The organism is Deinococcus soli (ex Cha et al. 2016), assembly GCF_001007995.1.
GTDB classification, from domain to species: Bacteria; Deinococcota; Deinococci; order Deinococcales; family Deinococcaceae; genus Deinococcus; species Deinococcus soli.
Map to the genome: position 1 here is coordinate 1,657,198 of NZ_CP011389.1, position 20,378 is coordinate 1,677,575.

General features: G+C 69.7%; 15 protein-coding genes. 11 read left to right on the plus strand and 4 right to left on the minus strand.

Translation table 11 applies throughout. From position 1 onward, the window contains the following. Nucleotides 1–55 precede the first annotated feature (55 nt). From SY84_RS08175 to pta, 8 genes are all read left to right on the plus strand, one after another. Nucleotides 56–775, plus strand: a complete 720-nt coding sequence (locus SY84_RS08175; RefSeq protein ID WP_046843609.1) for a roadblock/LC7 domain-containing protein — start codon at nucleotides 56–58, stop codon at nucleotides 773–775. Beyond that, entirely contained in the window at nucleotides 772–2,391 is a 1,620-nt protein-coding gene (locus SY84_RS08180; protein ID WP_157882931.1) for a hypothetical protein, read from the plus strand. The genes SY84_RS08175 and SY84_RS08180 overlap by 4 nt, the downstream gene beginning before the upstream one ends. After that, on the plus strand, nucleotides 2,391–4,508 hold the full coding sequence (locus SY84_RS08185; RefSeq protein WP_046843610.1) for a hypothetical protein: 2,118 nt from the start codon (nucleotides 2,391–2,393) through the stop codon (nucleotides 4,506–4,508). Before SY84_RS08180 ends, SY84_RS08185 begins: the two co-directional genes overlap by 1 nt. 120 nt (nucleotides 4,509–4,628) lie before the next feature. Next, nucleotides 4,629–7,928 (plus strand): eCIS core domain-containing protein, encoded by a 3,300-nt coding sequence (locus SY84_RS16795; RefSeq protein ID WP_052751084.1) that lies wholly within the window; start codon nucleotides 4,629–4,631, stop codon nucleotides 7,926–7,928. 2 nt (nucleotides 7,929–7,930) lie between these two features. Beyond that, on the plus strand, nucleotides 7,931–8,893 hold the full coding sequence (locus tag SY84_RS16510; protein WP_157882932.1) for a hypothetical protein: 963 nt from the start codon (nucleotides 7,931–7,933) through the stop codon (nucleotides 8,891–8,893). Between the two features lie 22 nt (nucleotides 8,894–8,915). After that, the gene (locus SY84_RS08200) at nucleotides 8,916–9,203 is read left to right on the plus strand and encodes a hypothetical protein (protein WP_157882933.1); all 288 of its coding nucleotides are present in this window, start codon (nucleotides 8,916–8,918) and stop codon (nucleotides 9,201–9,203) included. A 46-nt stretch (nucleotides 9,204–9,249) separates the two neighbouring features. Further along, the gene (locus SY84_RS08205; protein ID WP_046843613.1) at nucleotides 9,250–10,449 is read left to right on the plus strand and encodes an acetate kinase; all 1,200 of its coding nucleotides are present in this window, start codon (nucleotides 9,250–9,252) and stop codon (nucleotides 10,447–10,449) included. Next, nucleotides 10,446–12,551: a phosphate acetyltransferase gene (gene pta / locus SY84_RS08210; protein ID WP_046843614.1), complete on the plus strand. Its 2,106-nt coding sequence runs from the start codon at nucleotides 10,446–10,448 to the stop codon at nucleotides 12,549–12,551. Before SY84_RS08205 ends, pta begins: the two co-directional genes overlap by 4 nt. A gap of 67 nt (nucleotides 12,552–12,618) precedes the next feature. Here pta and SY84_RS08215 read toward each other — a convergent pair whose 3' ends face one another. From SY84_RS08215 to ddrC, 3 genes are all read right to left on the minus strand, one after another. Continuing rightward, nucleotides 12,619–13,707 carry an LptF/LptG family permease gene (locus SY84_RS08215; protein WP_046845050.1) on the minus strand — a complete coding sequence of 363 codons (1,089 nt, stop codon included), beginning with the start codon at nucleotides 13,705–13,707 and terminating at the stop codon, nucleotides 12,619–12,621. Between the two features lie 41 nt (nucleotides 13,708–13,748). Further along, nucleotides 13,749–14,795 carry an LptF/LptG family permease gene (locus tag SY84_RS08220; RefSeq protein WP_046843615.1) on the minus strand — a complete coding sequence of 349 codons (1,047 nt, stop codon included), beginning with the start codon at nucleotides 14,793–14,795 and terminating at the stop codon, nucleotides 13,749–13,751. Between the two features lie 73 nt (nucleotides 14,796–14,868). Then, entirely contained in the window at nucleotides 14,869–15,564 is a 696-nt protein-coding gene (gene ddrC / locus SY84_RS08225) for a DNA damage response protein DdrC (protein WP_046843616.1), read from the minus strand. 210 nt (nucleotides 15,565–15,774) lie between these two features. On the opposite strand from ddrC, the gene SY84_RS08230 reads away from it, so the two are divergent. Next, entirely contained in the window at nucleotides 15,775–17,664 is a 1,890-nt protein-coding gene (locus SY84_RS08230; protein ID WP_052751085.1) for an acetate--CoA ligase, read from the plus strand. 107 nt (nucleotides 17,665–17,771) lie between these two features. Here the strand turns inward: SY84_RS08230 and SY84_RS08235 are convergent, their stop codons facing one another. Continuing rightward, complete coding sequence (locus SY84_RS08235; protein ID WP_046843618.1) at nucleotides 17,772–18,101, minus strand: hypothetical protein; 330 nt, start codon at nucleotides 18,099–18,101, stop codon at nucleotides 17,772–17,774. Between the two features lie 276 nt (nucleotides 18,102–18,377). Between SY84_RS08235 and SY84_RS08240 the strand changes: the two genes are divergently transcribed. Then, on the plus strand, nucleotides 18,378–18,794 hold the full coding sequence (locus tag SY84_RS08240) for a hypothetical protein (protein WP_157882934.1): 417 nt from the start codon (nucleotides 18,378–18,380) through the stop codon (nucleotides 18,792–18,794). 237 nt (nucleotides 18,795–19,031) lie between these two features. After that, nucleotides 19,032–20,354, plus strand: coding sequence for a ribosome biogenesis GTPase Der (gene der, locus SY84_RS08245; protein ID WP_046843619.1), 1,323 nt, complete (start codon nucleotides 19,032–19,034; stop codon nucleotides 20,352–20,354). Nucleotides 20,355–20,378 lie beyond the last annotated feature (24 nt).

Here is a 20,378-nt window from a genome sequence, read left to right on the forward strand (position 1 = left end):
CTCGGATGAGATAATCATGTAAGTCCGGTGTACCTATACTGGCTTGAGGTCCCTCATGACGAACGCTGTGTACACCATGACCGTCCGCGCCCTGGCTGGCGTGGTCTCCGAACGGGCGGCTGAAACGATGGTGCGGTCGGTGCTGCGCGAGCAGAACCTGCTGCCGGAGAACGTGAGTGCCCAGGAGATGCAGCGCATGCTTTCCGGGCCGCTGCTGTCCCGCCTGAGCACCGTGATGCCCGCCGCCCGCGCCCGCCGGGAACTGCTCGCGCTGTCCGCGCAGATGGCCGACCGGTACCCCAAGGCGCCCACGCTGTTCATCGAGAGTGGCCCCAGCGCCACCTGGGATGACGCCCCGGACACCGAGATGTGGAACGACCTGGGCCTGGGTGCCGACGACTTTGAATTCGACGATCCCGAGTACGCCGCTGGCCTCTCGGGCCGCTCGTACGACCTGAACACCACCATGGATCAGGACACGCTGATCCAGACGCTGGGGCGTCTGAGTGGCGTGCAGGGCGTGATGGTCTGCCGCGCGAGCGGCGAGGTGCTGCGCGTGCGGGCCGTGCGGGACGCGAACGGCCTGGCGGGCGTCGTGGCGGCCAGCGCGATGCTGTTCCAGAAGCGCGCGCTGCGGCTGCTGTCGGCGGACCTGGGCGGGCAGACGGTGTGCGTGTGCCCGCTGGGCGAGCACTGCGTGGCAGTGATCGCCAGTTCGCAGGCGAACGTGGGGAGACTCCTGGTGGAACTGCAGCAGATCAAGGTGGCCGCGTGACGCGCGGCGTGACGGCCGGGCGGCTGCGCCGGGCCGGGCTGGCCTGGGTGACGGCGGCCCTGATGGGCGCGGCGGGCGCACAGAACCTCACGGCGTACAGCGCGCTGGCCGGCAGTCTGGACGGAGCGGTGCAGGTACGCGCGCAGTCGGCCGAGCAGGCCCTGAACCGCCTGGACGCAGCCGGTCAGGCGCTGGATGAACTGGCGCCGACGCTGCGCAACCAGCAGATCGTGAGTGGGCTGCGTGACGCGCTGGGCCGCAGCCGCGCGGCGCTGGCGCGCACCCCGGCGGAACTGGAGGCGCAGGTGCAGCTGGCACGCGGCCTGATGCGCAAGGCGCTGTACGACCAGAGTCTCGCGGCACTGGGCGCGCAGCCTACGAACGCCGGCTCACAGCTGACGCTGCTGACGCGGGAATTCGGCCTGAGCGGCGACGCGGCCAGCGCCCTGAGCGCCGACGCGAAGGCCGGTCGACTGGAGCGCGTCGCGTGGCGGTTGCAGCGCGCGGCGGTGCAGAAGGTCAGCGCGGCCCTCCAGGCGACGCGGGCGCAGCAGACGACCGGGTCGTACGTGAACCTAGCGCGCGCGACCGGGTGGTTCACGGTCGTGCAGGATTCCACCAGTGTCGGCGACCTGAAACTCTCGCAGTTTGGGAACGCGCTGCGGCAGCTGACGTCCGGGGACACGGCGGGCCTGACCTCGTCGCTGGGCACGCTGCGGCGGGGCACGCAGGTGTTCGCGCAGGCGCTGGCCCAGCCGCCCGCGCTGACGCCCGCCCGGCCCACTGCGGGCACCCCAGCGGGCGCCGCCACCCCGGGCACCACGCCAGCCACCACCCCCGCGACATCAGCTCCGACTGCGGCCACTGACCCGGCTGCGCCGGCCACACAGCCCACAACGCGGGCTCCCGGCGCCGAGGCGGTGTACGCCGCGCTGGGCCGCGCTTTGGCGGCGAGCGGGCACGCCGACGGCCTGACCGCCCGCGCCGCGCTGCAGGACGCCAGCACGCAACTGGCCCGCGCGGGCACCCCCCTGCGCGACACCGCCGAGTACCTGACGCTGCAACAGGCGCTGGAGGGCGCGCAGAACCGTACCGCGCCGCGCCCCAGCGACGTGCAGGCCCTGATCGCGGGCCTCGCGAACGCCGAGCGGGCCGCGCGGGGCGAGCCGGTCAGCGCGCTCGACCGCGCGTCCCTGGGCACCGCCGGGTGGTTCAGCGGCTGGCTGCGTGCACTGATCTTCCTGCTGCTGGGCGTGGGCGTCGCCGCGCCGCTGTACCTGCTGAACCTGGCCTTCGGGGGACGCAACGTGTACTGGCGGGCCATCACGGCCGGACTGCTGCTGCTGCTGCTCCCGCTGTTCCTGGAGGGCGTGTTCGGGTTCCTGGGTGCGCTCGGGGACGCGATGGGCGGCGGCGCCCTGGCGGGCCTGACGAACGTGACGCTCTCGCAGGGCGCGTCCGCACTGCCCGTGTGGGCGCTGCTCGCGCTGGGCGCGCTGGGCCTGCTGGCCTTCGGGTTCCGGGGCCTGTGCCTGCAGTTCGGGCTGCTGGGCGACCAGGGCAGCACACACACCACCGCTCAACACACCGTGATCGACTGGGATGAGGACGTCTGATGGCCAGCCTGCACCGTTTACCCGTCCAGATGCTGGGGGACCTCGTGTCGCCCCGCGCGCTGGAACGCATCCTTCAGGAGGCCGCGCAGGCGCGCGGGTCCACCCTGGAACTGCTCGACATCGCGACCCTTGAAGACATCCTGAAAAAAGAGGTCTTCAAGCGCCTGCAGCTCAGCGTACCCGCCCCCCTGGCGAAAAAACGCGTCTCGGAGGTACTGGGCGAGCTGATCAAGGCCACGCAGGAACGCCTGCTGCCCGCGCAGGGCAGCCAGATTCCGGCGCTGGAGGAGGCCGCGCGGCGCTTCTCGCTGTACTTCGACTGGCCCGAGACGCAGCGCCTGCGCGGCGTGCTGACCGTCGCCCGGCAGGAGGAGAAGGACGGCCGGGACGTGGGCGACCTGGTGCGCGAGGCGCAGAACCTGATCGACGCCATGGACCGCCGCCTGCAGGAGGGCCTGATCGAGCAGGGTCAGGACCTCGCCGAACTCCGCGCGGCGTTCGAGCGGGTGCAGGGCATGGGCGGCAAGGACGTCCGCCGCCTGGACACCCTGATCGGACAGATCGACGAGGCGCAGAAACAGGGCACGCTACTGCCCGGCGAGGTGGAACGCGCTCGCACGATCACCTTCAACCTCCGCAAACTGCTGGAATCGTCGGTCGTGCAGACCGTCCCGTCAGATCAGGCGGTCATCCCGACGAGCGCCACGATCCTCGACCCGGACGCGCAGGCGCGCGTGCTGGCGCTGGAACAGGAGCACGCCGCGCAGCAGCTGAACCTGACCGAACGCGAGTACACGCCGCTCCTGCAGGGCCGCGCGGACCTGCGCGAGCAGCACGACCGCCTGCGCGCCCTGCACGCCCAGGGGCAGCTGACCGCGGAACTCGTCGAGGACTGGCGCACCCAGCTGAAAGTCGAGCGGGAACGCACGCTGGGCGAGCAGCGCGCCCAGCTGGCCCGCCTGGAGGACGCGCTAGCCCAGGCGACCGCCACGGCCGACATGCGCATCGCGCTGGACTCCGCGCGCCACCTGCTCGACAGCGGCAGCCTCGCCACGGACGAACTGCAGGAACTGGCCGGCATGCAGGCCGCGCTGGCCGCCGGCGTGAATGCCGCGCAGCAGCTGGAAACGCAGCGTGAACTGCTGGACATCGAACGCTCGGCCCGCAACGTGCCCGGCGCCAGCGAGGAACTCGCGCCGCTGATCACGCAGGCCCGCGCGGCCCTCGCGCAGGGCGCCGGGGTGGACATCACGGACCTCTGGACGCGCCTGGAACGCCGCATGGGCGCCGCCGCGCAGGAACGCGAGGACTTCGACGCCCGCGCCGACCGGGTCGTGCGCGAGTACGACATGGTCCGCGGTCTGGCCGGCGAGACCACCCAGCGCCTGGGCCGCATGGCCGACACGCTGCGCGCCCAACGCCGCCTGGGCCGCATGAGCGCCCAGGCCCGCGAACGCTACGAGCAGACCCTGCACGACGCCGAGGCCCTGCTGGCCGAGGCGCACGCCGAGTACCGCGCCGCGCAGGAAGTCACCGCCACCTTCGGCCAGGACGCCCTGAGCGGCCTGCTGGACGTGTTCGACTTCCAGGAGAGCAGCATCCTGGATACCGACCCCGGCCCGGCCATCGCCGCGCGCACCGACCCGTTCGGCTTCGCGTCCGCCCCGCCCAGCCCGGCCCAGCCCAGCCCCGCCGTGTCCAACCCTGCGGCGTCCGACCCGGCGATCCCCGCCGCCAGCGCCGCGTCGCTGTTCGACACGCTGCTCTCCGGCGGCGCCGCGCCGGTCACCACCCCCACGCCCACCACCCCGGACCACACGCCGGCCCCCAGCAGTGCCTTCTCGTTCACCGGGACCGCACCGGCTGAACCGGTCGAAACGTGGCTGTTCGTGCAGGGCCAGATCCAGCACGGCGCGCACACCCTCGCCGCGCAGGGCATGGGCGCCCTGCTGCAACAGGCCAGCGCACTGGGCCTGCACCGGCTCGACATGGGCGACGCCTCTCACGTCTGGTCCGCGCGCAGCAGCACGCCCGGCGAGTGGCGCGTGGGCCGCGCGCTGAACTGGACGGACCTGGACGAGCAGGTCGGACCCTGGCTCGACACCGGCGAGAGCTGAACCCCGGAATCAGGCAGACCCGTCCCGGCCGCGAGATGGCCGGGACGGGTCTGCCGGTCAATGTCGCGTGACCGTCCCGCCGAAATGACCTATTGTCAACCTCATTGCGGAGGACAGGTCATGTTTGAGCGTCAGGGCGCCACGCGCGCCAGGAACATCCCGAGATCCAGCACCCGGCACGCCGGGGAACCCGAACAGCTCCACCCGTTGCCGCTCGCCGCGCCCTTGCAGCGGTTCCTGAGCACGCCCACCCGCGCGCAGGGTCAGGCTGCCCAGCCTGTCCTGCGCGCCGCCACGCTCCAGCGGCAGGAGGAGGCCCGCCTGTCCGGCGCGCGTGCGGCCGTCCAGCAGCAGGTCGCCGCCTTGGGTGACGTCGCCCCCGTCCAGCGGCGCGCCGATCTACCCGTCCCCGCGAAGCCCGTCACGCCGTCCGACTGGGTCACCGTGATGCGCCACCGCGCCGAAGGTGTGGACGGTCAGCGTCTGGATACCCGCGCCTTCGGCGAGTTCCAGACCCTGCAACGCCAGGTCGCCCAGTCGCTGGGGCAGGGCTTCCGCGCGGACCGCGGTGACCCCGCCGCCCGCTACGCCACGTACGGCGAGCACCTCGCCACGCTGCAGCGCCACGCCCTGAGCGCCCCGGTCTCCCGCGTGGTCCTGGGCCTGGTCCCCCCGGCCGAGCGAGTGCCCCTCCAACGGGCGACGGATGAGGCGCGGCAACGCCAGATGGCGCGGGAGCAGGCGGCGCTGAACTTCGACACCCATGCAGCCTTGCAACGCCAGCTGGCCGGGCTGGATGCCGAGGCGACCCAGCCTGTCCTGCAACGCATTCAGGCCCGGCGGGGCGCGGGGAACCCGCTGCCGGAGGCGATCCGGCGGCATCTGGAGCAGGGATTGAACCATGACCTGAGCCGCGTACGGATTCACGACGATGCGGAAGCGGACAAGTTGGCCAAGGGCGTGAATGCGCTGGCGTTCACGACAGGGACGGACATCTTCTTCCAGTCGGGGCGGTTCGACCCGAACACGCGGGGCGGGCTGGAGTTGCTGGCGCACGAGGTGACGCACACGGTGCAGCAGAGCCAGGGCCGCGTCGGGCGGGGCATCGACCCGGACGCCGGACTGGAAGCCGAAGCCCGGACCATGGGCGCCAGACTCGCGCAGAGCGGCCCGCAGTTCGGCACCAAGCATCCCCCCAGACCCCGCGCGGCCCTCCTCACCCCCACCGCACCGACCGCCCCCACCGTGCAGCGCTGGGGCCTGGGCGACCTGAACAAGCTGGCAGGCAGTGCCGCCAACAACCTCAAGAGCGCCGTCAGGAACGTCCAGAAGGCCGCTCAGAAGCGCGTCCAGAAGACGGTCGCCCGCGTGAGGAAGGCTGCCGCACCGGCACTCAGGGCTGCACGTCAATCCATCAGTCAGACGCTCAGAACTGCACAGAAACTCCGGGCACAGGTCGGCGCGAGGATCACGAAGGCAGGACAGACCGCGCGTGAGTACGGGCGGCAGGCATTTCAGAACGTCAAGACGAAGGCCCGCGCAGCAGCGCAGCAGGTCAGGAGGCAGGCCACCCAGTTGCGCACACGCGCCCACCAGCTGGCCTTCCGTGCCGCCACCGCAGTAGCCAACACGAAACATCGTCTTCAACACCGGGCGCGCGCGGTGACCGGCGCCCTGCGGCAGGCAGCTTCGGTCACCGCGCTGCATGTGCGCGACAAAGCCAGAGCCGCCGGGCAGACCCTCAAGAAAGTGGCGACAGGCATTGTCGACGGCATCAAAACCCAGGCGCAGCGCACCCGGCTGCGCGCTCAGGCCCTCAGACAGCGCGTCCAGACACGGCTGAGCACCGCAGCCACCGTCGCAAAAACCCGAATCGCCGACGTGAAGACAGCAGCCAAGGCCAGAGCCCAGAGTATCCGGCGCCGCATCGGTGCCACCGCCACCCGCGCCCTGCGCACCACCAAGGGAGGCATGGGCAGATTCCTGAAAAGCCGCCCCGCCACCGCCCTCCTCCTCGGTGGAGGCGCAGCCCTGACCGCCTTCCAGGCCATCAAACAGGGTGGTGCCAGAGGCCTCTGGAATGCCGCCAAGGGCAAGGCCTCCGAAGCGTGGAAGTGGGCTTCCTCCACCGAAGGCAAGGCCACCCTGGCCCGCCTGGCCGTCACGGTGGGGGTCACGGCAGGCGCAGCCCTCCTGACGGGACTGACCGGCGGTCTCGCCGCGCCGCTTCTGATCATGGCTGCGGGCAGCGTCGCCGGAGGTGCCCTGGGACGCCTGACGCAGAACGCCGTTCTGCGCACCGATGACAGATACAAGGCCAAGTTGCCGCTGATGCGCGGCGTTCTCGATCCCAAAACGATGGCCCTCGACGGCGCACTGGGCCTCGTCATGGGGCCCGGCGGCGCGCTCGTTGGCGGCATCGTCAAAGGGGCCGCCGGAAACCTGGGCCGGTACGCCCTGCGCCCCGCAGGACAGGGGCTCGCCCAGGGTGCGCGACGCCTGCTGGGCGGACGTGCTCTTGCTGGTGCGACCTCTCGCACGGGCAACGTCATCACCACGCGCTCTTCCGCGTCCGCACTATCGATCCGGCAAAGAACTCAGCTGGTCTGGAAGGACATGAAGCAGTACAACGCCAAGCTGGCCAGGGAAACCTGGACGGACATGCAGCAGAGCCTCTACGGCAGTGCAGGTGTGGCCGGTCGTGCGACCAGGGACATCAGATCGCTGCTGGGTGGCCGGAAAGCACTGAGAACCCGGCAGTTCACTGTGGCACGCGATCGGGTGGCCGCCATGGACCACCGTGAGGTGCTGACGCTGGCCTCGCAACTGAAACTCCCCACGCGATTCCAGCAGGACAAACTGAGGGAACTGGTCGCGCAGGGCCTCGTGAAGACCAACCACCGGCTGGTCGCCCGCCCTATCGCCAGGGAAGCCCGCAAGGCGGCCCTGCGCGCCTCCAGGAAAGACCTCACCCGGGCTGCGTTCGGTGCGCCCCGCCAGCGCGGCGAGTCCCTGACACGCAGAGGCCTGCGAGGCACGGGCAATCTGTTGATGGCCGGCCCCCGAGCCACCTACCGTACCATCCTGGAAAAGGACGCCGGGTGGAGCAAGGCCATCAGCCAGGGCGTCGGCACGGGGCACCTACTCAGTTCCGTGAGCAATGAGGCTGCCAAAGGCGCGGCGCTGGTCGTGAAGACCGAAGCCCTCAAACCTGATGGGGAACAGCAACCTGTCAACGGCCAGAAGGTGATGACCGACGCCGTCCTGAACTCGCTGGGCTTCAACCCCGACTACCTGAGTGAAAAAGCCCTGGGCGCAGGCGCAACCGATGGTGCCAAAGCGGTCAACGCGGGGGTCGGAGCCGGTGGCATGAACGATCCCGTACAACTCGAAGACGCGCCACAGGTCGCCACCCCCTGATTATGTTCTGGAACAGAAAAAAATTTGTCGCCGCTCCCCCCTACACGGGTTCCGCTTTCGACTGCGCTGTCCGCTACTGCGAGCAGCACGAAACGGTGACTCACCGCACCGACTCAGAGATTCATGTTCAGCTTGATGGTCACACGGTCTGCATCTACCGCAATCAGGACGACGGGTGGCTAACGGCGCGCGCTCCTTTTGATAAGCCTACCATGGGAACCATGAACTCTGCCTATGCAGATCATGCAGATCTACAATTCAAGAATCTGACGCTTATTCTTGATCTTGAGCAGACAGGGAATGTAGCCCGCTACAGTCAACTCATGAGACATCAGGGCAACCCGGAGATGCAGGTCCGCAACATGCTCTCCACATACGACCACTTCTTTCATGGGCGCGATTCAAGAATATACCCTGTCGAAGAACTCAAATTTGGATGTAACGGCAGATTTTTTAGCACGGCATCAGATGCGCTCTTTTATTACATGGAAAATATAAGAAAAAGCCGGACTATCGAGGTGACACGTGGATATATTTCATATGAAACGGCAGGAGCATGCGCTTTGGCTGGCCGCACCGAGTTGTCACATGAGTTCACCATCAGGTACGCATTTTCAGATTTTGAAAAGCTGCTTCATGGGAATCAGCGTGCGCTCACCCCTCATTACTTCGCGGCAGCGTACCGGAAAGCTCCGCTCCACACGGCTTCGTACTGCTTCAGGAACGGCATTTCCGAACTGGCGATTTCAGGGACGCTGACGGCCGGCACGGAGGCGCGGCCCATCTTCACGGCGACCCTGGCGGCGCTGTATCAGGTGCTGCTGGACAGTACAGAGCGGATCAAGATGAATCCGGGCCTGCTGACGGGCAGGCAGCAGCTTCAGTCTGAGGAGGAGTCCATTCTTCAGGCGAAACAGTTCGAGGGCGACCGGACAGGTGGCGTGGAATTTCTCCGCGACGCCTGACATTCATTCCAGAGGAGTTCGTATGACTCAGACCATCAAATTTGGCCGTCAGGCTATTCGTCGTCCTGCGTTTTCGATTAATGAGCTGTCGTTTTCGTCGTTGCCGTTGTCGCTGGCCGAGGAGCAGCGGCTGGCGGGGGCTGGGGAGGGCGTGGCCGAGGACGCGGTGATGACCGGGGTGCTGGGCGTGCTGGTGGAAGTGCTGAACGCGCGGGCGGAGGGTGAGCTGGTGGATGCAGCGTGGTTGATGGAGAACCTGACGCCGTCGGATCTGGAGGGGATCGTGTCGCACCTGCGGGGCGAAGGCTAAGGAATCGGGGGCCGCGCGTCCCCGTGCCCACTGTCAGAATGTGGGCATGTGGACTCTGGTGCTGAATTGCGGGTCGAGCAGCGTGAAGTTCGCGCTGCTGGACGTGCAGGGTGGGCAGGTGCGGCTGTCGGGGCTGGCGGAGCGGTTGGGGTCGGCGGGCGCGTCGGCGCGCGTGGAGGTGGACGGCGCGCGGCGCGTGGTGGATCTGGCGGGCGGCAGTTACGCGGAGGCGTTCGCGGTGATCGCGGGTGCGCTGGATGAACTGGGCGTGCGCGCACAGGTGGGCGCGGTGGGGCACCGGGTGGTACACGGCGGGGAGCGCTTCAGTGCTCCGGCGCTGATCACGCCGGAGGTGCTGGCGGAGATCCGGGCGTGCGTGCCGCTGGCGCCGCTGCACAACCCGGCGAACATCGCGGGGATCGAGGCGGCGCAGGCGGCGTTCCCGGACGCGGCGCACGTGGCGGTGTTCGACACGGCGTTTCATCAGAGCATGCCGGAGGTCGCGTTCCGGTACGCGGTGCCGGGCGACTGGTACCGGCAGCACGGGGTGCGCCGATATGGGTTTCATGGGACGAGTCACGCGTTCGTGGCGGTCCGCGCGGCTGATCTGCTGGGGCGGCCGCTCTCGGAGTTGAATCTGGTGACGGCGCACCTGGGGAACGGGTGCAGCGTGTGCGCGGTGCAGGGTGGCCGCAGCGTGGACACCAGCATGGGCCTGACGCCGCTGGAGGGGCTGGTCATGGGCACCCGCAGCGGCGACGTGGACCCGGGGCTGCATGATTACATCGCGCGGCAGGCGGGCCTGAGCCTGTCGGAGATCACGGCGGCACTGAACCGCGAGAGTGGCCTGCTGGGCCTGTCGGGGTTGAGCAACGACATGCGCGAGCTGGAGGAAGCCGCGGGGCGTGGGCATGCGGGGGCGCGGCTGGCGCTGGACGTGTTCGTGCACCGCCTCGCCAAGCAGATGGCGGGGATGGCGGCGGCGATGGGCCGGGTGGACGGGCTGGTGTTCACGGGCGGCATCGGGGAGAACAGCGCCTGGGTGCGCGGCGCGGTGCTCGCGCGGCTGGCGGTGCTGGGCGCGCGGGTGGACGAGGCGGCGAACGCGGCGGCGGTGCGTGGACAGTCGGGCGTGATCAGCGCGCCGGGCGCCCTGGCGGCGCTGGTCGTGAACACGAACGAGGAACTGATGATCGCGCAGCAGACCCAGACGTTGCTGGCCGAGCAGAAGGGAGTTCAGGCATGAAAACGCTCTTCGTCGCCCCGACCCGCAACGGCGTGGGCCTGAGCAGCACCGCGCTGGGCCTCACCCGGGCGCTGGAACGGCAGGGCCTGAAGGTCGCGTTCCTGAAACCCATCGCGCAGACGCACGAGCTGAGTACCGACGACAGCGTGCATTTCGCGCGGGCGCTGGCGCACCTGAGCGTGCCCGACCCGATCGCGCTGGCGCTGGCCGAGGAGCAGCTCAGCCACGGAGGCGAGGAGGACCTGATGGAGAGCGTCGTGGCGCTCGCGCAGGAGGTCACGCAGGGGGGCGCGGACGTCCTGATCGCCGAGGGGCTGGCGCTGAACGAACGCAACACGTACGCCGGGGCGCTGAACGCCAGCCTCGCGCGGAACCTCCAGGCGGACACGGTGCTCGTGTCCAGTCTGGCTGGGGTCACGCCGGGCGAACTGGCCGATGAGCTGGAGATTGCCGCGCAGGCGTACCGGCGCAGCGACGGCTCGGGCCTCAGCGGGTACGTGCTGAACTTTGCCCCGCCGGGCCTGGATTACGGCACGCTGATGGCGGAGCTGCGCTCGCGCAGCCGCGTGCTGGCCAGCGGGGAACTGCCGCTGCTGGGCGTGGTGTCACAGTCGGTGGGCCTGAACGCGCCGCGCACGCTGGACATCGCGCGGCACCTGCGCGCCGACGTGGTGAACGAGGGTGAGGCCAGCGTGCGCCGCGTGACGAGCACCGTCGTCACGGCCCGCACGGTGCCGCGCATGGCGCACCTGTTCGTGCCGGGCGCGCTGGTCGTCACGCCCGGCGACCGCGAGGACGTCATCATGGCCGCCGCGCTGTCGCACCTCAGCGGCGTGCCGCTGGCGGGGCTGATGTTCACGTCCGGTAGCGGCCCCGAGGACAGCATCGAGCGGCTGTGCCGCGCCGCGCTGGGCAGCACCCTGCCCGTCCTGCGGGTGAACACGAATTCCTTCGAGACGGCCTCGCGCCTCTCGCGGCTGGACGCCCGCGTGCCACACGACGACCCGCAGCGCATGGACCGCATGCTGGACTTCATCGCCGACCGGCTGGACACCGTGCCGCTCGGCACGCGCCTGCGCGCCCCGCTGGACGGCGAGCGCCGCCTGCCGCCCAGCGCGTTCCGCTACGAACTCATCCAGAAGGCCCGCGCGGCCGCCAAACGCATCGTGCTGCCCGAGGGGGACGAGCCGCGCACCGTGAAGGCCGCGATCCGCTGCGTCGAGAAGGGCATCGCGCGCCCCGTGCTGCTCGCCAGGCCCGAGCGGGTGCGGCAGGTGGCCGAGGGGCAGGGCCTCACGCTGCCCGAGGGGCTGGAGATTCTGGACCCGGACACCATCCGCGCGCTGTACGTCGCCCCGATGGTCGAGCTGCGCAAGAGCAAGGGCCTGACCGCCCCGCAGGCCGAGGCGCAGCTGGAGGACACGGTCGTGCTGGGCACCATGATGCTCGCGCTGGGTGAGGTGGACGGCCTCGTGTCGGGCGCGATCCACACGACCGCGAACACCGTGCGGCCCGCGCTGCAGCTCATCAAGACCGCGCCCGGCTCGAAACTCGTCAGTTCCGTGTTCTTCATGCTGATGCCCGAGCAGGTCCTCGTGTACGGCGACGCCGCCATCAACCCCAACCCGAACGCCGAGGAACTCGCCGACATCGCCATCCAGAGCGCCGACAGCGCCCGCGCGTTCGGCATCACCCCACGGGTCGCCATGCTGTCCTACTCCACCGGGGAGTCCGGCAGCGGCGAGGATGTCGAGAAGGTCAAGGCCGCCACCGCCCTGGTCCGCGAACGCCGCCCGGACCTCCTCGTGGACGGCCCCATGCAGTACGACGCCGCCAGTGTCCTGTCGGTCGGGCAGCAGAAAGCCCCCGGCAGTCCCGTCGCAGGCCGCGCCACCGTCTTCATCTTCCCCGACCTGAACACCGGCAACACCACCTACAAGGCCGTGCAGCGAGCCGCCGGGGTCGTCGCCGTCGGCCCCATGCTCCAGGGCCTGCGCAAACCCGTCAACGACCTCTCCCGCGGCGCCCTCGTGGACGACATCGTGTACACCATCGCCCTGACCGCCATCCAGGCCACGCAGGTCTCAGGGGCGGACAGTTGATGGTTGATGGGTGATGGACAGAGAGGGGCGCGTGATCGACATTCACGCGCCCCTCTCCCCTGTCCGGTTACCGGCGGGCGCTGAGCCAGAGCAGCAGGCTGCCTGCGAGGACGGCGACGAGATCGGGGGCGTACGCGGCGACGGCACCGGGCAGGGCGCCCTTCTCGCCCATGACGTTGAAGACGCTGTACGTGGCGTAGTACGCAAAGGTCAGCATGAGGGCCCAGACGAAGCCGACGTTGCGGCCCGAGCGGAAGCTGAACACGGCGAGGCTGACGCCGAAGAACGCCAGGGCCAGGGCAGCGAGGGGCGCGGCGAATTTCTGGTGCAGCGCGGTGAACTCGGCGGGCGCCTGGATGCCCTGGGTGCGGTAGGTGCTCAGGCGGTTCCACAGGACGGGCAGGGGGTCGTTAACGGGCCGGGCCTGCGCGGCGCTGCCGAGGTCGGTGCCGGTGTCCTGAAGGGGCAGGGTGCCGGTCTCGAAGCTGAGGATGGTGACGGGCCGGGCGTCCTGGTACGTGACGCGCTGCCCGCCTTTCAGGGTGAGGGTGGTGCTGCCGGGGATGAGGCGGCCTTCGCGGGCGGTGATGACCTCGCGGGGGGGCAGGCCGTCTTGCATGGTGACGATGCGCAGGTCGCGCAGTTCCCCGCCGGGGAGGATCTGCCCGATGCTGATGGCGCGGCCCAGCGCGTCGCGCAGGACGACGTTCTGCTCGCCGAGACCCAGGACGCGGGGGTTGGCGAGGACGATCTGCTGCTGCACTTCCCGGATCTGCGTCTGTGCGCGGGGCACGAGGCCCTCGCCGAGCGCGAAGGCGAGCGCGGTGACGACCCCGCCGAGAATCAGCACGGGGCGGTAGAGGCGCGTGGCGGGAATGCCGGCGGCCAGGGCGCTCTTGATCTCACTGTCGGCGGCCAGGCGCGAGAGCCCTAGCAGCACGGCGAACATCAGGGCGATGGGCAGGGCGCGGGCGGCGGCCTCGGGGACGTTCAGGGCGAGCAGCCGCGCGACCAGGAGGGGCGGCGCGCCCTTGGCGAGCAGCGGCGCGAGGTAGCGTTCCAGGCTGGCGACGACCAGCAGGGCGATCACGGCGGCCAGCGCGCCGAACAGCAGCGGCGCGATCTCCGAGAGGACGTAGCGTTCGAAGGTCTTCAGGCGCGGCGCGGCGCGTGGGGCGCGCGGGGTGGCGGGGCGGGTCACCGGAGCCTCCAGGCGAGCGCGGCGGCGAGGATCAGGAACGCGATGTTCGGCGTCCAGGCGGCCAGGTCGGGCTGCACTGCCCCGGCGCGCGCCAGGCCGGGCATGGTCGTCCACAGGGCGTAGAACCCCACCAGGAACACCAGCACCGCGCCGAACGCCGCGGCGCGGTTGCGCAGCAGCAGGCCCAGCGCCCCGGCGGCCAGCGCGAAGATGATGGGCGTGACGGGGTCGGCGGTACGCTGCGCGACGGTAAACGCGGCCTCGCGGCGGTCGGTGCCGGGCAGGCCGGGGTCGGCAGCCCGGGCCCGCAGGACCGAGGTGGTGGTCTGTTCCACCTCGATGATGGCGGGGCGCAGGCGGTCGGTCTGCGGCACGGTGACCGGTCCGGTCAGGGCGCGGGGGGGCTGGCCGGGGCGGGTCTCCCAGGGGGCCAGCAGCGTCCAGGTGCGCGTGCGGGTGTTCCAGGTGCCGGTGCTGGCGGTCAGGATGGTCTGCCCGCGCTGCACCATGACGCCCTGCAGCTGCGCCTCGTCGCTGCCGGGCGGCGTGATGACCTTCCCGGCGTAGTACAGCGCGCCGGGCGGGGCGTAGGTGTAGCGCAGCTGTTCGGGGGGTGGGGGGGTCATGTTGTACACGCCGTACCAGGTGTTCCACCAGCGGGCCATGCCCTGCGGCGCGAACTGGTTGGCGTTCGCGTACGTGATGGCCGCGACGAGCAGGAACGGCAGCGCGATGGGCCACACGAGCCGCAGGGGGGGCACACCCCCGGCGCTGATGGCCTTGAGTTCGTTGTCGCTCTGCATGCGTGCCAGCGCCAGCAGGATCGCGAACGGCACGGCGAGCACGAGGCTGCGGTTCAGGAAGCTGGGCGCGAGGCTCAGGAAGGCTCCGGCGGCGGTGCTCAGGGCGGGTTTGTACGTGATGAGGTTGGCGACGGTGCTGCTCAGGGCGTCCGTGAGTTGCAGCGCGAGGAACAGCGCGACGCCCGCCGCGTACCAGCGCGTGACCTCGGCCAGAACGAGGCGGATCAGGAGTGACGGCACGTGCCGGATTCTAGCGGGACTGCATGAGGGCGGCGGGGGGCTTACGCGTCCACCCGCCGCCCACGCTCCTGGTTTACCCGGCCTGGGGAGGCTGTGCGCCGTGCCAGCCCTGCCGTTCGTGCCGCGCGAGGTGCTCGTGCACGCGGAGGATGGCGGCGTTGCCGTGCGCGCCGCGTTCCTGGATGGCGCGGGCGGTGGCGGCGTCGAGGTACGCCAGGCGCAGCAGTTCGGTGCTGCTCAGGCCGTCGCGGGTGTGCTTCACGCCGCGTTCGCGGCGGATGGTGGCGCTGTCGGTGCCCAGAACGCTGCGGTTGCTGATGCTACCCAGCTGGCCGAACACGTTCCCGGCGCCGCCGTGCCGCGCGACGGTGCTCATGAGTTCCCGGCGGGCGTGGGTGCTGTCCAGGCGGGCGGCCAGCCAGCGGCGCGCTTCGGGGTCGGGGTTGCGTTCGGCGATACTGGCGGCGAGGCGCACGTCGCCCTGCAGGGCGCGGGTCAGGAGTTCCTGCGCCCGCTTACGCCAGCGGCGGGCCTGGGTGGTGTCCAGCGCGAAGCACAGGGTGGTGAACGCGGGGACGCTCAGGGCGTCTTCCGGGCCGGCGCCGAAGTCGGCGCTGTCGGGGCTGAAGTCGTGGGCGGCGAGGGTCGTGCCGTGCGCGTCGGCGGGGACGCCCAGCTGCGTCAGGGCCGCCGCTGCGTGGAGGAGTCCGTCCGCGCTGACGGGCAGCCGGACGGTGCCGAAATCGAGGGTCAGGGGTACGTTCTTCACAAGAAAAGTATAGCATAAATTCTGTTAAAAGCATAATGACCCATGGGTAATCAGACTGCCCGAAAGGGCGAGACCTCCAGGCCAATCTGTCCTCCAGCAGCAGGAATTTCGCTCAGCCCCGGCACGCGGCAACCCGGATCCCACCCCCTCCACGTACACTGAGGATCACGCACAACCCACGCCCCTTCCCACCTGCCGGAGGACCCACCCATGACGGATGCCCCACGCCCCGACCGCTGGTTCGTACCCCAGTCCGTGCTGCGCCGCCTTCAGGGCAACCCCGACGCTGACATCGAGGCCGCCCGGCGCGACCCGGACGCCTTCTGGCTGGACCAGGCCCGCAGCTTCGAGTGGACGAAAGTGCCCACGACCGGCCTGACCTGGGACCGCCCGCACATGCAGTGGTTCGCGGACGGCGAGACGAACGTCACCCTCAGCGCCCTAGACCGCCACGCACGCGGCGAGGCCCGCACGCGCGCGGCGCTGATCTGGCTGTCGGAAACCGAGGAGGCGCAGGTCATCACGTACGGCATGCTGCACGAACGGGTCGAGCGGACCGCCGCCGGGCTGCGCGCGCTGGGCGTGACCGCAGGCGACCGCGTGGTGATCTACATGCCCCTGACCCCAGAGGGCGTGATCGCCATGCTGGCCTGCGCGCGGCTCGGCGCGGTGCATTCGGTCGTGTACGCGGGCCTGGGCGTGGGCGCGCTACGCGACCGCATCACGGACGCTGGGGCGCGCGTCGTCATCACGGCCGACGTCGGGTACCGGCGCGGGAAACTCGTGGACCTGTACGCCATCGCCTCGGAGGCCATCGCGGATCTGGGCGGCGTGGAGCACCTCGTGCTGTGGGAACGCATCAAGACCTACCAGCGCGAACACGACGCCCGCACCGTCCCCTGGGAGAGCCTCTTCACGCACGGGCGCGCCGGGGCCGTCCCCGTGAACGCCGAACATCCCCTGTACGTGCTGTACACATCCGGCAGCACCGGGAAACCCAAGGGCGTCATCCACACGCACGGCGGGTACATGGTCGCCAGCACCTACCACCTCGGGCAACTGTTCGACGTGCGGGCCGGGGACGTGTTCTTCTGCACCAGCGACATCGGCTGGATCGTCGGGCACAGCTACATCGTGTACGCGCCGCTGGCCGCCGGGGCGACCGTCCTCTTCCGCGAGGGCGCCCCGGACTTCCCGGACCCCGGCGTGTTCTGGCGCACGGTCGAGCGCTACGGCGTGAACGTGCTGTTCACCGCGCCCACCGCGCTGCGCCTGTTCATGAAACTCGGCCCCGACGTCCTGAAGGGGCACGACCTGAGCAGCCTGCGCGTGATCGCCTGCGCGGGCGAGGCCCTGAACCCGGAGGCGTGGCGCTGGGCGCAGGAGCACCTCGCCGGAGGCCTGGAGGAGGGCGCGCACGCCGTCGTCATCGACCACTGGTGGCAGACGGAACTGGGTGCGCCGATCCTGGGCACCCACCCACGCTGGCCCGCCCGGCCCGGCTTCGTGGGCCGCCCCCTGGCGGGCGTGGACGCCGACGTGGTCGACGAGCAGGGCCACAGCCTCCCCGACGGCGTTCAGGGACACCTCGTGCTGCGCCGACCCACGCCCGGCATGATGCGCGGCATTCACGGTAACCCCGACAAGTACGCGCAGGTCTGGACCGAGAACCCCGCCGGGTACCTGTCCGGGGACCTCGCCGTGCGGGACGAGCACGGGTACATCAGCATCCTGGGCCGCGCGGACGACGTGCTGAACGTCGCCGGGCACCGCATCGGCAGCGCGGATGTCGAGGACGCCCTGGTCGCCCACCCCGCCGTCGCGGAGGCCGCCGTGATCGGCGTGCCTGACGACCTGAAAGGCGAGAGTATCGTCGCGCACGTGATCCTGCGCCGCGGCTTCGAGGATCAGGTCGGGCGGGGCCTGCGCGCCAGCATCAGCGAACACGTCCGGCGCGAACTCGGCCCCATCGCCACGCCCGGCGAGATCCGCGTCGTCACGGCCCTGCCCAAGACCCGCAGCGGGAAGATCATGCGCCGCGTCCTGCGCGCCCAGGCGCTCGGGCAGGACCCCGGCGACCTCACCACCCTGGAAGGCTAGGTGGGGATAGAAATAAAAAAGCCGCCTCGTGGGCGGTGATGTCCAAGAATATAGCGCGGTATGCAGGGGCGGTCAAGCCTATCCACCCGAATCCGCCCTGCCCCGGTTCAGGTGCTGGGGCCTTCGCGGCGCAGGATCTCCAGCCAGTTCCCGGCGACCAGCCACGGCAGGAACGCGACAAGCACCCCGACGATGTTCACGATGGTGAGGAGAAGCAGGCTGGTGAGGTTGCGGGAATCGGAGCTGAACAGCGCGGGCACGAATTGAATCAGGAAGAACGGCAGGACGCCGCCCAGCACCACGGCCCCCAGGACGCCCTGCGCGGCCCGCCAGCCGGTGTCGCGGCGGCCCAGCCACACGCCGTACAGGAAGATCAGGCCCGCGGCGAGAATGCCGAACCCGACCACTTCACCGCCAAAGTTGAAAGAGGTACTCATGCCCTCACGCTACGCGGCCTGAACAGCCCGGGTTGCCGCACCTGCGGCACGGCCATGAGATCAACCATGGGCTCAAAACGAAAAATCCGCCCTTCTCGGACGGTGATAGAAACAGGATAACGCGGTATGCGGCGCGTGTCAACTCATGCACATACGCCTGAAAAATGCGTGCAGCACGACCTCTGCCTGATGCTTCACCTGGCGGTATGCAGCGATCATGGGGTGATCACGACCCGCCGCGTACTCTCCTGGCACATCACCAAGGAGGGCACCCCCATGAAGACACTGTTGACCCGCGCCGCCACCCTCACCCTCGGCCTCGCCGCCCTGAACGGCACCCCCGCCCACGCCCTGTGCGCCGCGCCCCCCGACCTGAACGGCACGTGGCGCGCCAACGACGGCGGCACGTACCACGTCCGGCAGATTGGCACGCAGGTCTGGTGGGTCGGCCTGAGCAGCGACGGTGGGAAAAGCTGGACGAACGTCTTCCACGGTACCCGCACCGGCAACACCGTCACCGGCAGCTGGGCCGACACGCCCCGCGGCGCGGCGCGCAGCAGCGGCACCCTGACCCTGAAACTCAGCGGTGTGAACGCCGTGCTGGGCTTCAAACGCACCGCCGCCACCGGGGGATTCGGCGGCAGCACGTGGTTCATGCCCTGCGACGACACCGTCCTGAACCCCGTCAACTGAACCCCGAAGGCAGCCGCCACCCCCGCTGCCTGCACTGTTCTCTCTGATCGCTCCAGCAGTGACACCAGTGCACGGCCCAGCCATGACCCGCTGAAACGTTCCTGCCGCACCGATGCCCGCACGGCCCGGTGCGGTAGACTCGTCTGTCGCAGGCCCCCTCACCGTGAGGCGCAGGCCGTTTCGGCGGAACCCCCCAGACGCCCGGGGTGGAACCGACACCGTACAAGGAGCGTCACCATGCATAAAGTCGCCATCGTCGGCCGACCCAACGTCGGCAAGTCCAGCCTGTTCAACCGCCTCATCGGCCGCCGCGAGGCCGTCGTCGCCGACTTCCCCGGCGTCACCCGCGACGCGAAAGAAGGCCTGATGCTGTACCACAACCACCGCATCACCCTGATCGACACCGGGGGCCTCTGGAGCGGGGACGAGTGGGAAGACGCCATCCGCCAGAAGGCCGAGTGGGCCATGGAAGGCGCGCAGGCCATCATCTTCGTGCTCGACCCCCGCGAAGGCCTGTCCGCCGCCGACTACGAGGTCACCGACTGGCTGCGCCGCCTGAACAAACCCGTGATCATCGCCGCGAACAAGATCGACAGCCCCAAGCACGAGGTCTACATGGCCGAACTGTGGGGCCTGGGCTTCGGGGAACCCGTCGCCATCAGCGCCGAGCACGCCCGCGGCCTCGACGACCTGCTCGACCGCGTCATGGAGCACCTGCCCGAGGACACCGAGGACGTCCCCGAGATCGCGCCCATCCGCATCAGCCTGATCGGCCGACCGAACGTCGGCAAGAGCAGCCTCCTGAACGCCATCACCCAGACCGACCGCGCCATCGTCGCCGACCAGCCCGGCACTACCCGCGACAGCCTGGACGTCGAATGGGACTACGGCGGGCAGCGCTTCGTGCTCGTGGACACCGCCGGGATCCGCAAGAAACCCGATACCGCCATTGAGGACTACGCCATCCAGCGCTCACAGGCCGCCATCGAACGCAGCGACCTGATCTGGCTGGTGCTGAACGCCGGGGAGCTCGGCGATCACGAACTGAAACTCGCGAACCTCGCGTACGACAGCGGCAAACCCGTCATCGTGGTCGTGAACAAGTGGGACCTCGTGCCCGACGAGGACCTCAAACGCGTCGAAAAGGAACTGAACCAGAAACTCAACCACATCAGCTACGCGCCGCGCGTGTACACCAGCGCCATCAACGAGTACGGCATTCACGACATGCTCGCCGAGGCCATGAAACTCCACGAGAAATGGCAGAGCCGCATCCCAACCAGCGAACTCAACCGCTGGCTGGAAGTCTGGCAGATGCGTCAGGCCGTCCCGAACTTCCACGGGAAGAAACTCAAGATGTACTTCATGACCCAGGTGGAAACCGCGCCCCCCACCTTCGCAATCTTCTGCAACCGCGCCGACTTCGTCACCCGCGCGTACGAAGGCTTCCTGCAAAACCGCATCCGCGAGGACCTGCAACTCGCCGGGATTCCCGTCCGCCTGAAATGGAAGGAAAAAGGCCCCTACAAACGCGAGAAGAAAAACGAAGCCGCCGAGTAACCACACAGCCCCCGCCCCGCGCGG